This is a genomic window from Erwinia sp. 009765445, from assembly GCF_058137865.1.
Window position 1 is genome coordinate 202,132 of record NZ_JBYUWC010000008.1, and the last position, 12,410, is coordinate 214,541.

Genomic DNA, 12,410 nt, shown 5'->3' on the forward strand with positions numbered 1-12,410 from the left:
TATGGCAGGGAATCCTCTGGGCAGTTCCGCGCATAACCAGTGGCGGGTGTCAGTCGGGCAGGTGGATATGGTACGTGCGCCGGTGCTGTCCAACCCGGTGACGCTGACCAGCCGTGGCCGGGAGGTCACTTTCGATCTTAACCGCACGGCGCTGCTGGTGATTGATATGCAGAATGACTTCTGCCATCCCGAAGGCTGGCTGGGACATATTGGCGTGGATGTCACCCCTGCGCGAGCGCCGATCGCACCGTTGCAATCTCTGTTGCCCGGCCTGCGGGAAGCGGAAGTGCCGGTGATCTGGCTGAACTGGGGCAACCGCCCTGACCGGCTGAACCTCAGCCCGGCGCTGCTGCACGTCTACAACGCGGATGGCGAAAGCGTGGGGCTGGGCGATCCTTTACCTGTATCAGGCGCGCCAGTGCTTGAGGCAGGAAGCTGGGCCGCCGAGGTGGTTGATGAACTCAGACCCGCGGCAAGTGATATCCGCGTCAATAAATACCGCATGTCTGGCTTTCAGGACACCGAGCTGGATAGCATCCTGCGCAATCTGGGAGTAACCACGCTGCTGTTTGCCGGGGTGAACATCGATCAGTGCGTACTGTGCACGCTGCAGGATGCCAACTTCCACGGCTATGACTGCCTGCTGCTGGAAGATTGCAGCGCCACCACTTCGCCTGCATTTTGCCTGGATGCCACGCTGTACAATGTGCAGCAGTGTTTTGGCTTTGTCGTTGGATCGGGCGGGCTGCTGCCGCAACTGTAAGGAATCGCCGTGTCTTACCTTCTTGCCGACGGCTGGATCATCACCATGAATCCGGACCGTGACATTCTCCATCAGGCCAGTTTGCTGATAGCCGGTGACCGGATTACGGCTATCGGCACGCGGCAGAGTCTGCAGACCGCCAACCCGGAAGCTGAGGTGATTGACTGCCGAGACAGCATCATCATGCCGGGCATGGTGAACACCCATACCCACCTTTTCCAGACGCTGCTGAAAGGGCTGGGGGATGACATGGTGCTGAAGAAGTGGTTCACCTGCATGACCGGACCGAGCGCAGTGGCACTGACCGAAGAGGATGTGTTTGCCGCCGCGCTGCACGGTTGCGTGGAATCGATTCGCTCCGGGGTGACCTCGCTGGTTGATTTTATGTATGCCCATCCGCGGCCGGGTCTGACGGCGAAAGTGATCGAAGCATTTGAGCTGAGCGGCGTCCGTGGGCATGTCTGCCGTGGATTTCTGACCACCGGTGCGGAGCATGGTATCCCGCAGGAGCTGATTGAAACGCCGGAAGCGGCGCTGGCCGATGCGCGACAGGTTATTCAACGCTATCACCGCCCGGATGGCAGGGTGAAAGTCGGGCTGGCACCCAGCATGATCTGGGCGCTGGATGAAAAGGTGCTGCGCGGAACCCGTGCGCTGGCTGACGAAACCGGTGTGCTGATCACCACCCACGTGGCGGAGACTGACTTTGAAATCGCTCAGGCGCAGTTGCGTTTTCAGGGCAGTGATACCGAATTTTTAAGCGATATCGGCTTTCTCGGGCCGGATGTGCTGGCGGTGCATTGCGTGCAGTGCAGTTCGCGAGATATCCGCGCCCTGAAACATCATGATGTGCGCGTTTCGCACAATCCCTGCAGCAATCTCTACCTGGCATCCGGCATTCCGCCAATTCCGGAAATGCTGGCGGCTGGCATTACCGTTGGCCTGGGGTCGGATGGTCCGGCCAGCAGCAACAACCACAACCTGTTCCAGGCGATGAAAACTGCCGCGCTGATGCAGAAGGGGGTGCATCGCGATCCGACCATTATGACGGCGGAGAAGGTGATTGAAATGGCTACCATCGACGGAGCGAGGGCGATTGGCCTCGATCACCTGGTGGGATCGCTGGAGGTGGGGAAAAAAGCCGACGTGATTGTGATTGGCACTGACCATCCGGCAATGACACCGGTCCACCATCCGGTTTCGGCGCTGGTCTACTCTGCGCTGGGGCATGAAGTGACGGATGTGTTCATTGACGGGCAGCCGGTGATGCGTGATGGCACTTTAACCCGCGTTAATCAGCGTGAGGTGCTGCAGCGTTCAGCCAGAGCGGCCACTTCTCTGGCTGCGCGAACCGGTAACAATAAGCCGCGCCGCTGGCGTTCCGCTGCTTTTTAACCGGTAACCTGCCCGCGAGGCATGATGTTGACCGTTTCGTGCAGTTCCGACCAGACCAGAACCGCTTCGCCGCTGCTTAACTGGCGGCGAACGTCTTTGACTTTTTGCTCCAGCGACCGCTCCTGCTCGCCGTAGTCGGTGCCTTCGCGCAGTACAAAGGATTCAATCAGATTATCGAGCGTTTCCGCTTCCAGGTCTTTCCAGGGAATTATCACGTCAGTTGTCCAGCCAGGTTGAGAGCCATTGCGGAATGCGCTGTTCCAGCCACATTTGTGGTCTGAAGAGGGTTCCACCGACAAATCCCACATGCCCGCCGTACTGCGTCAGTTGATACTCCACGCTGGAGGGCAACTGCGCCGGGTCAGGAATGACCTCGTCGGTCATAAAGGGGTCGTCTTTGGCATGAATGATCAGTAAAGGTTTACGCACGCCGGGTAGTAGCGGCATGGCGCTGCAGCGCCGATAGTAATCGGTGGCATCCGTAAAGCCGTGGGCGCGGGCGGTTATGGCATCATCAAAGTCGCGCAGCTTTTTCACCCCCCGCAGCTGGGCTAAATCCACTGGCAGCGTGCCCGGCCAGGCAATCAGCTTGCGCGCGGCATTCTGCTTCAGCAGGTTTAAAAGATAGTGCTGATAGACGCGGGAAAAACCCTGTTCCAGCCTGAAGCTGCAGGGCTCCAGCATCAGCGGCGCTGAGACCACCACCCCGGCATCCAGCAGACAGCGGTCGCCCTGTTCGCCCATCAGATAAGCCAACATATTGCCGCCCAGCGAAAAGCCGACGGCGGCAGTGGGCACTGTGCCCCATTCGTCACGCAGCCACTGCAAAAAGAACGTCGCATCGCTGGTTTCACCGGAATGATAGATGCGATTCAGCCGGTTGGGTTCGCCGCTGCATCCGCGAAAGTGCATCACCACGCCGAGCCAGTCGTGCGCTTTGCACACCTGCAGCAGGCCATGGGCATAAGGGCTGTGGAAACTTCCCTCAAGGCCATGAAAAAGCACTACCCGTGGCTTGTGGCTGGCCTGAGCGGGGTCTTCACTCCACGCTAAATCGACAAAATCACTGTCCGGCAGCGTCAGGCGCTGCCAGTGCGGCTGCAGGGAAATGCGGCGGCGCACCAGGCGGGGAAGAATGGTTTGCAGATGCGCGTTGCTCATGCCCGGGATGGGCTGAAAGGCCGTCTCCGGGGTTTGACTAAAATTCATGTTCAAAATGCTTGTAGGATCCCTGTCACATTGCTAGCTTCGTCTGGTTCGTTTCTGGTCAGGGGGTGAGGAGCACCCGTTTCATATGGAACTGAGTTTGTTTTTGTCTATGCTGGGCTTTCTGTGGGTCGCTGCGATCACGCCAGGCCCTAATAATATGTTACTCACCGCCTCGGGCGCCAACTTTGGTTTTCTGCGTTCGCTGTGGTTGCTGATTGGCATCATGATGGGCATGCAGGTGATGCTACTGATGGTGGCTTTCGGCGTGGGTGGGTTAATCCTGCTTTATCCTTCCCTCCATCTGTTCCTGAAAATCGCCGGGAGTGCTTACCTGCTATGGCTGGCGTGGAAAATTGCCACTGCGGAATATGAAAAGCTGGAGACCGGCGATGCCCCGGCTAAGCCGATGCCACCCTGGCAGGGTGGGCTGTTGCAGCTGATCAACCCGAAAGCGTGGCTGATGGCGCTGGGGGCCGTGGCCAGCTTCAGCCTGGCGGGCGATGCCTACCGTGGTTCGGTGGTGGCGATCAGCGTGGGCATGGCGCTGGTGAACCTGGTGGCCGGTTTTATCTGGCTGGGCTTTGGCTCGCTGATCGGCCGTATTCTGCGCAGCCGCCGTGCCTGGACCCTCTTTAATGTTGCCATGGGGCTGCTCACCGCCGCCTGCGTATTGCTGATCTGGCACTGATTGTTTCTCCGTTTTTGAATCAACCACCGTTCTGCGGTGGTTTTTTTATGCCTGAACCAGAAATCCAACTTAACAATCCCGGTTTTCTTCTAAGGATTTATGGTTATAAACGATAATTTTTAATTACTTTATTGCGATGATTGCTCTCGGTTACAAAGAGGTTGTTCACCTCATAACAATGATAACCGGAGCAGCATTATGGCGCGTAAATTCACACTTTCTCTGCTGGCAGCAACGCTTTCACTTTCCGCGCTCAGCGCACAGGCGGTGGATGTCACCATCGCTTACCAGACCTCTGCGGAACCGGCCAAGGTCGCACAGGCCGATAACACTTTTGCTAAAGAGAGTGGCGCAAAAGTCGACTGGCGTAAATTCGACAGCGGCTCCAGCGTGGTCAGGGCGCTGGCTTCCGGTGACGTGCAAATTGGTAATATTGGCTCCAGTCCGTTAGCGGTGGCGGCCAGCCAGCAGGTGCCGATTGAGGTGTTCCTGCTGGCTTCCCAGCTTGGCAATTCTGAAGCGCTGGTGGTCAAAAAGGGCATTAAAAACCCCAAAGATCTGATCGGCAAACGCATTGCCGTGCCCTTTATCTCCACCACCCATTACAGCCTGCTGGCCGCGCTGAAGCACTGGGGCATCAAACCCGATCAGGTTCAAATCCTTAACCTGCAGCCACCGGCCATTATTGCAGCCTGGCAGCGCGGGGATATCGACGGTGCTTACGTCTGGGCTCCGGCAGTCAACGAGCTGGAGAAAGACGGCAACGTGCTGACGGATTCCGCGCAGGTAGGCATTTGGGGCTCACCAACGCTGGATGTGTGGGTGGTACGCAAAGACTTTGCCGAAAAGCATCCAGACGTGGTGACCGCTTTTGCCCGCAGCGCAATTGAAGCGCAAAAAGGCTACATCGATAACCCTGACCAGTGGCTGAAAAACGGCGACAACCTCAGCAAGCTGTCGCGCCTGAGCGGCGTGCCGGAACAGCAGGTTCCGGGACTGGTCAGGGGCAATACCTATCTGACCGCGCAGCAGCAGGTTGAGCAACTGGCTAAGCCCGTCGACAAAGCGATTATCGACACCGCGCAGTTCCTGAAAGAGCAGGGCAAAGTGCCGCAGGTCGCCACCGACTACAGCAGCTATGTCACTGACCGCTTCGTTAAGCCACTCGCTAAGTAACCGGAGGAAGCATGCTTGCAGTCTCACATCTGACGGCCCGCTATGACGGCCATCTCGCGCTGGAAGACATCAACCTGTCGATCGCTGCCGGAGAGCTGGTGGTGGTGCTGGGGCCTTCAGGCTGTGGGAAAACCACGCTGCTGAATCTGGTCGCCGGATTTCTGCCCGCGGAGTCCGGCAGCATCACTCTGGATGGTAAAACCGTATCCGGGCCAGGCGCTGAACGCGGCGTGGTGTTCCAGCATGAGGGGCTGCTGCCGTGGCGCAACGTGCTGGACAACGTGGCATTTGGCTTGCAGCTGGCAGGTGTGGCGAAAGAGCAGCGCAGAGAAACTGCCCGACAAATGCTGAAAAAGGTCGGGCTGTCCGGCGCGGAAAAAAAGTTTATCTGGCAACTTTCCGGCGGGATGCGCCAGCGGGTGGGAATAGCGAGAGCGCTGGCGGCCGATCCGCAGCTGTTGTTGCTGGATGAACCCTTTGGCGCGCTGGATGCTTTTACCCGCGAGCAGATGCAGGAGCTGCTGCTGACGCTGTGGCGGGAAAGTGGCAAACAGGTGCTCTTAATTACCCACGATATTGAGGAAGCGGTGTTTCTGGCCAGCGAACTGATCCTCCTGTCGCCGGGGCCGGGTCGCATTATTGAGCGGCTTTCGCTGGGCTTCGGTCGTCGCTATGCCGCCGGCGAATCCTGCCGGGCCATCAAGTCCGATCCTGAATTTATCGCCCGGCGCGAGCACGTGCTGAGCCGGGTCTTCCAGCAACGCGAGGTCTTTTCATGAGCCAGTTATCTTCGGAAAAAGCGTGGGTGTCGCGGCGCCCTAACCTCCGCTGGCCGTTCAGACGTCAGCTGACTCTTAGTGCCGCCACGCTGCTGGTGCTATTGGCCATCTGGTGGGCCGTCACCGCGCTTGATTTGATTGCGCCGCTGTTTTTACCGGCTCCGCAGCAGGTGCTGCATCAGTTGCTGACCATTGCCAGCCCGAAAGGTTTTATGGATGCCACGCTGTGGCAGCATCTTGCCGCCAGCCTGAGCCGGATCCTGATTGCCCTGCTGGCTGCGGTGGTGATTGGCGTGCCGGTTGGCATCCTGATGGGACTGAATGAAACGGCGCGCGGCATCCTCGATCCGCTGATCGAACTTTATCGTCCGGTGCCGCCGCTGGCCTATCTGCCGCTGATGGTCATCTGGTTTGGCATCGGCGAAACCTCGAAAATATTACTGATTTATCTGGCTATTTTCGCCCCGGTTGCCATGTCGGCACTGGCGGGCGTGAAAAGCGCCCAGCAGGTTCGCCTGCGGGCAGCCAAGTCACTCGGCGCTAACCGCTGGCAGGTGCTGTGGTATGTGGTCCTGCCGGGTGCTCTGCCGGAAATCCTGACCGGAGTGCGCATTGGTCTGGGCGTGGGCTGGTCCACTCTGGTCGCCGCCGAGCTGATTGCTGCCACCCGCGGGCTGGGCTTTATGGTGCAGTCCGCCGGTGAATTCCTGGCAACGGATGTGGTGCTGGCTGGCATCGTGGTGATCGCCCTGATCGCTTTCACTCTTGAACTGGGGTTGCGCGCGCTGCAACGCCGCTTAACCCCCTGGCATGGAGAACACTCATGAAAGAACGTCTGACTATCACGCCACTGGGGCCGTATATCGGTGCTCAGATCTCTGACATTAACCTCAGCCGTCCGCTGAGCGACGCCCAGTTTGAGCAGCTTTATCACGCGCTGATCCGTCATCAGGTGCTGTTCTTCCGCGACCAGCCGGTAACCCCTCAGCAACAGCGTGCGCTGGCTGCCCGCTTCGGCGACCTGCACACCCACCCGGTGTATCCTCATGCCCCTGGAGTGGAAGAAGTTATCGTGCTGGATACACATGATAATAATCCGCCGGACAATGATAACTGGCACACCGATGTGACCTTTATCGAAACGCCACCGGCAGGCGCAATTCTCGCCGCGAAACAGCTGCCGGAAACCGGAGGCGACACGCTGTGGACCAGCGGTATTGCAGCTTATGAAGCGCTGTCTGAACCGTTCAAAGTCCTGCTCAGCGGTTTGCAGGCGGAGCATGACTTCACCAAATCATTTCAGGAATTTAAATACCGTGGCAGCGAAGAGGAACACGCGCGCTGGAAGCTGGCGGTAGAAAAGAATCCACCACTGCTGCATCCGGTGATCCGCACTCACCCGGTCAGCGGTAAACAGGCACTGTTTGTCAATGAAGGGTTCACCACGAGAATTGTGGATCTCAGTCAGAAAGAGAGCGACGCGCTGCTGAACTTCCTGTTCGCTCATATCACCAAACCGGAGTTTCAGGTGCGCTGGCGCTGGCAGGAAAACGATCTGGCAATCTGGGATAACCGCGTGACGCAGCATTATGCTAATGCGGATTATTTGCCGGCGCGGCGCATTATGCACCGCGCGACAATTCTTGGGGATAAGCCTTACTACCGGGCCTGATTAAACACAAGGCCACGCCAGCTACGAGTTGAGCATGGCCTCTAACTGCTCCTGGGCATCCAGCCATTCCATCTCGCACTCTTCCAGAGCGGATTTTGCTTCTGCCTGTTGCTTTAGCGCAGCGGTGAGATCCGCTTTATGATTTTGCTCGTAGATCGCTGATTCAGCCAGTTTTTCTTCCGCTGCGGTCAGTTGGGTGTTCAGCTTTTCCATCTGCTTTTCCAGCTTTTCAATTTGCTTGCGCAGCGGCTGCGTCTGGGTACGCAGTTCAGCCTCGCGTCGCTTCTGATCCTTTCTGGCCTGGGCGCTGTTGGAGTTGTCCTGTTTTGGCTCAGCGCTGCTGACAATTTGCTTCTGCAGGTCGCTCAGCCACTGCTGATAGTCTTCCAGGTCACCGTCAAAGGCTTCCACCTTGCCGTCATGAACCAGGTAGAGATCGTCGGTGGTGGACCGCAGCAGATGACGATCGTGCGAGACCACAACCAGTGCGCCTTCGAAGCCGATAAGCGCTTCGGTCAGCGCCTGGCGCATATCCAGATCGAGGTGGTTGGTGGGTTCATCAAGCAGCAGCAGGTTAGGGCGCTGCCAGACGATCAGCGCCAGTACCAGACGCGCTTTTTCACCGCCGGAGAAGCGCTCTGTATTTTCGGTGACCTTATCGCCCTGGAAGCCGAAGCCGCCCAGGTAGTCGCGCAGCTGCTGCTCCAGCACTTTTGGGGCCAGGCGGACCAGATGCTGCAGGGGAGATTCATCTGCCCGTAAGAATTCCAGCTGATGCTGGGCGAAGTAACCCAGCTTAATGCCCTTCGCCAGGCCGATATCGCCCTTCAGCGGAGCCAGCTCACCGGCCAGCAGCTTGATCAACGTGGATTTTCCTGCGCCATTACGGCCCAGCAGGCCAATTCGCGAGCCGGGGACCAGGTTGAGCTTGATCGAATTCAGAATGATGCGATCTGAATAGCCTGCGCTGACTTTTTCCATATTCAGCAGTGGGTTCGGCAGGCTTTCTGGTTCGCGGAAGCTGAAGGTAAACGGGTTATCGACATGCGCGGGAGCAATCAGCTCCATGCGCTCCAGCATTTTGATACGGCTTTGCGCCTGCCTGGCTTTGCTGGCTTTGGCCTTAAAGCGGTCGATAAAACTTTGCAGGTGCGCCACTTTCTGCTGCTGGTTTTCAAACATTGACTGCTGCTGCGACAGTTTGGTCGCGCGCTGAATTTCGAACGAACTGTAGTTACCGGTGTATTCAAACATCGACTGCTGCTCAATATGCAGGATCTTGTCCACCACAGGATCGAGGAAGTCGCGGTCATGGGAAATCAGGATCAGCGTGCCCTGATAGCTTTTCAGCCAGCGCTCCAGCCAGATCACCGCATCCAGGTCGAGGTGGTTAGTCGGTTCATCGAGCAGCAGCAGGTCCGAGCGGCAAATCAGCGCCTGCGCGAGGTTGAGTCGCATACGCCAGCCCCCCGAGAAGTCGCTCACCGGGCGCTGCAGCTGTTCCTGAGAAAAGCCCAAACCGTTAAGCAGGCTGGCCGCGCGTGACTGTATTGTCCATGCCTGAATGGCATCGAGCTTGCCGTGCAGCGTGGCGATGGCGTGGCCGTCGTTGATCTCGTTGGCGTGGGCTAATCCCGCTTCGAGCTGGCGGAATTCGCGGTCGCCATCGATAACATACTCAATGGCCGGGACAGAGAGCGCAGGCGTCTCCTGGTTGACCCAGGCCAGCGACCAGTTTCCGGGATAGTTAAAGCTGCCACCATCGGCGCTTATCTCGTTCTTAAGCAGCGACAACAGCGTGGATTTGCCGCAGCCATTTTTCCCCACCAGGCCGACTTTCTGCCCGGGGTTAATGGTGGCGGTGGCGTTATCCAGCAGTACGCGGACACCGCGTCGAATTTGTAACGAGGAGAAGACAATCATAAGCGCCGTAATAGTCAGAATATGTTAAATTAAATCATCATAATTGCTTTTCGGAATTCACAATTCCGTTGCGTCGAGCATGGTAGCGGAATTTCCCCGCTATGACGACGATTTGGAGGGGAATGATGTCGCAGCCGCCCAAAGTTTTGCTGCTTTACGCTCACCCGGAGTCGCAAGATTCGATTGCCAATCGGGTTTTGCTGCAGCCGGCGAAAGATCTGCCCAATGTGACCGTGCACGATCTGTACGCGCATTATCCTGACTTTTTCATTGATATTCATCACGAACAGCAGTTGCTGCGTGAGCATGACATCATCGTTTTTCAGCACCCGTTATACACCTACAGCTGCCCGGCATTGCTGAAAGAGTGGCTGGACCGCGTGCTGTCCCGTGGTTTTGCCAGCGGACCCGGTGGCAACGTGCTGGAAGGTAAATACTGGCGAAGCGTGATCACCACCGGAGAACCCGAGGCGGCCTATCATCAGGAGGGGCTGAACCGTTATCCAATGTCAGAAATTATGCGCCCCTTTGAGCTGACCGCCCAGATGTGCCGGATGCACTGGCTGACGCCGATGATTATCTATTGGGCACGGCGTCAGACTCCAGAGGTGATGAAAAACTTTGCCCGGGCCTATGCTGACTGGCTGGCTTCCCCGTTGCCCTATGGAGGTGTCTGAATGGAAGGGCCAACTCTGCTGACGGCTGGCGTCGTCTATCTTTTCGCTGCGGTGATTGCGGTGCCGATTGCGGCACGACTGGGTATCGGTGCCGTGCTGGGTTACCTGCTGGCCGGTATCGCTATCGGGCCGTGGGGACTGGGTTTTATCAGCGACGTTGACGAAATCCTGCACTTCTCTGAGCTTGGTGTGGTGTTCCTGATGTTTATCATCGGGCTGGAGCTGAAGCCTTCAAAACTTTGGGAATTGCGCCGTTCCATTTTCGGGGTCGGCGCGGCTCAGGTCATTCTCAGCGCGGCGATCCTCGGCGGGTTGTTACTGCTGACGGATTTTTCGTGGCAGGCCGCAGCCATTGGGGGGATTGGCCTGGCGATGTCCTCTACCGCCATGGCACTGCAGCTGATGCGCGATAAGGGCATGAACCGCAATGAGGCCGGGCAGCTTGGCTTCTCGGTGCTGCTGTTCCAGGATCTGGCAGTGATCCCAGCACTGGCGCTGGTTCCGCTGCTGGCCGGTGGTGACAGCGGTCATACTGACTGGATCAAAGTGGGGATGAAGGTGCTGGCCTTCGCCGGGATGCTGATCGGCGGGCGCTACCTGCTCAGACCCATTTTTCGCTTTATCGCGGCTTCCGGCGTGCGTGAAGTCTTTACCGCCGCGGCACTGCTGCTGGTGCTTGGCTCAGCGTTGTTTATGGATGCGCTGGGGCTTTCAATGGCATTGGGGACGTTTATTGCCGGTATCCTGCTGGCGGAAAGTGAGTATCGCCACGAACTGGAAATCGCCATAGATCCGTTTAAAGGGCTGCTGCTTGGGCTGTTCTTTATTTCGGTGGGAATGGCGCTGAACCTGGGAGTGCTTTACACCCATATCGCTGAAATTCTTATCGGTGTGGTGGCGCTGGTTGCCATTAAAGCTGGTGTGCTCTATCTGCTTTCGCGCATTTTTGGCCTGCGCAGTTCAGAGCGGCTGCAATTTTCAGGCGTGCTCAGCCAGGGCGGTGAGTTTGCCTTCGTGCTGTTCTCGGCGGCTTCTTCGGCGAAGCTGTTTAGCGGCGATCAGATGCCCCTGCTGATGGTGACGGTGACGCTGTCGATGATGACCACACCGTTGCTGATGCAGGGTGTTGATAAGATTCTTGAAAGGCGCTTTAACGATGGTGACGAAAACGAAGAAAAGCCGTTTGTTGAGGATGACAAACCTGAAGTTATCGTGGTCGGTTTTGGCCGTTTTGGTCAGGTGGTGGCGCGTTTGCTGATGGCAAACGAAAAGCGTATTACGGTGCTGGAGCGTGACATCAGTGCGGTAAGCCTGATGCGAAAGTATGGATACAAAGTATACTATGGTGATGCCACCGAGCTGGAATTATTGCGGGCCGCCGGTGCCGAAACGGCACAGTCGATAGTGATAACTTGCAACGCCCCGGAAGATGCGATGGAGATTGTGCACCTCTGCCAGCATCATTTCCCGCACTTGCAGATTCTGGCACGGGCAAGGGGCCGCGTGGAAGCGCACGAGCTGATTCAGGCAGGCGTATCGCAGTTCTCGCGTGAAACATTCTCCAGTGCGCTGGAGCTGGGCCGCAAGGCGCTGATGACGCTGGGGATGCATCCCCACCAGGCCTTCCGGGCGCAGCAGCACTTCCGACGCCTGGATATGCGCATGCTGCGCGAGCTGATGCCGAACCATTCTGACAGTCAGCAAATTTCGCGAGTGAAAGAAGCCCGCCGCGAGCTGGAAGACATTTTTCAGGCTGAGATGCAGCATGAGAAGCGGCAGTTTGACGGGTGGGATGAATTTGAATAGGAACAGATATGCGTAAAAGATTTATTGCCGGTGCGACCTGCCCCAGCTGTCAGGCACAAGATACGCTGGCGCTGTGGAAAGAAAATAATATTGATGTGGTTGAATGTGTTAAGTGTGGCCACCAGATGAGAGAGGCGGATAAACAGGTTCGCGATCGGGTTCGGACCAACGAGCAAGTGATCGGAATTTTTCATCCTGAGTAGCGTTATGGCTCAGCTTTTTTTAAGCTGTACCGTACAGCGGCGTTGAAATTCAGTACACTCGACGCAATTTAGAGCCATTCACGTTGGCAAAAGGCCAACAGATAAGGGCTCAAGCTCTC

Annotated in this window: 13 protein-coding genes; 10 read left to right on the forward strand and 3 right to left on the reverse strand. The window is 57.3% G+C overall.

The annotated features are described in order from the left end of the window. Position 1: 1 nt before the first annotated feature. Positions 2–763, forward strand: a complete 762-nt coding sequence (locus tag AC3Y5R_RS11025; protein ID WP_489921374.1) for a cysteine hydrolase family protein — start codon at positions 2–4, stop codon at positions 761–763. Between the two features lie 9 nt (positions 764–772). Next, the gene (locus AC3Y5R_RS11030) at positions 773–2,158 is read left to right on the forward strand and encodes an amidohydrolase family protein (RefSeq protein ID WP_489921375.1); all 1,386 of its coding nucleotides are present in this window, start codon (positions 773–775) and stop codon (positions 2,156–2,158) included. Here AC3Y5R_RS11030 and AC3Y5R_RS11035 read toward each other — a convergent pair. Both AC3Y5R_RS11035 and AC3Y5R_RS11040 read right to left on the reverse strand, forming a co-directional pair. Then, complete coding sequence (locus AC3Y5R_RS11035) at positions 2,155–2,373, reverse strand: YheU family protein (RefSeq protein ID WP_158780892.1); 219 nt, start codon at positions 2,371–2,373, stop codon at positions 2,155–2,157. The genes AC3Y5R_RS11030 and AC3Y5R_RS11035 overlap by 4 nt on opposite strands. Position 2,374: 1 nt before the next feature. Further along, a complete protein-coding gene (locus AC3Y5R_RS11040) occupies positions 2,375–3,367 on the reverse strand; it encodes a hydrolase (RefSeq protein WP_489921376.1) in 993 nt (330 codons plus the stop codon). An 85-nt stretch (positions 3,368–3,452) separates the two neighbouring features. On the opposite strand from AC3Y5R_RS11040, the gene AC3Y5R_RS11045 reads away from it, so the two are divergent. The 5 genes from AC3Y5R_RS11045 to tauD all read left to right on the forward strand — a co-directional run bounded on the left by AC3Y5R_RS11045 (position 3,453) and on the right by tauD (position 7,682). Then, entirely contained in the window at positions 3,453–4,055 is a 603-nt protein-coding gene (locus AC3Y5R_RS11045; protein ID WP_158780888.1) for a LysE family translocator, read from the forward strand. A 198-nt stretch (positions 4,056–4,253) separates the two neighbouring features. Continuing rightward, positions 4,254–5,231: a taurine ABC transporter substrate-binding protein gene (gene tauA / locus AC3Y5R_RS11050; RefSeq protein WP_489921377.1), complete on the forward strand. Its 978-nt coding sequence runs from the start codon at positions 4,254–4,256 to the stop codon at positions 5,229–5,231. An 11-nt stretch (positions 5,232–5,242) separates the two neighbouring features. Next, a complete protein-coding gene (gene tauB, locus AC3Y5R_RS11055) occupies positions 5,243–6,010 on the forward strand; it encodes a taurine ABC transporter ATP-binding subunit (protein WP_489921378.1) in 768 nt (255 codons plus the stop codon). Beyond that, complete coding sequence (gene tauC, locus AC3Y5R_RS11060; RefSeq protein WP_489921379.1) at positions 6,007–6,837, forward strand: taurine ABC transporter permease TauC; 831 nt, start codon at positions 6,007–6,009, stop codon at positions 6,835–6,837. The genes tauB and tauC overlap by 4 nt, the downstream gene beginning before the upstream one ends. Next, positions 6,834–7,682 (forward strand): taurine dioxygenase, encoded by an 849-nt coding sequence (gene tauD, locus AC3Y5R_RS11065; protein WP_489921380.1) that lies wholly within the window; start codon positions 6,834–6,836, stop codon positions 7,680–7,682. The genes tauC and tauD overlap by 4 nt, the downstream gene beginning before the upstream one ends. A gap of 21 nt (positions 7,683–7,703) precedes the next feature. Here the strand turns inward: tauD and AC3Y5R_RS11070 are convergent, their stop codons facing one another. Next, positions 7,704–9,605 (reverse strand): ABC transporter ATP-binding protein, encoded by a 1,902-nt coding sequence (locus AC3Y5R_RS11070; protein ID WP_489921381.1) that lies wholly within the window; start codon positions 9,603–9,605, stop codon positions 7,704–7,706. Between the two features lie 125 nt (positions 9,606–9,730). Here AC3Y5R_RS11070 and kefG point away from each other — a divergent pair, with 125 nt between their 5' ends. Genes kefG through AC3Y5R_RS11085 form a run of 3 tightly spaced genes read left to right on the forward strand, consistent with a single transcriptional unit; the run spans position 9,731 to position 12,291 of the window. Continuing rightward, on the forward strand, positions 9,731–10,282 hold the full coding sequence (gene kefG, locus AC3Y5R_RS11075; protein ID WP_489921410.1) for a glutathione-regulated potassium-efflux system ancillary protein KefG: 552 nt from the start codon (positions 9,731–9,733) through the stop codon (positions 10,280–10,282). Next, positions 10,283–12,088, forward strand: coding sequence for a glutathione-regulated potassium-efflux system protein KefB (kefB, locus tag AC3Y5R_RS11080; RefSeq protein WP_489921382.1), 1,806 nt, complete (start codon positions 10,283–10,285; stop codon positions 12,086–12,088). A gap of 8 nt (positions 12,089–12,096) precedes the next feature. Then, a complete protein-coding gene (locus tag AC3Y5R_RS11085) occupies positions 12,097–12,291 on the forward strand; it encodes a YheV family putative zinc ribbon protein (protein WP_158780873.1) in 195 nt (64 codons plus the stop codon). Positions 12,292–12,410: the final 119 nt, after the last annotated feature.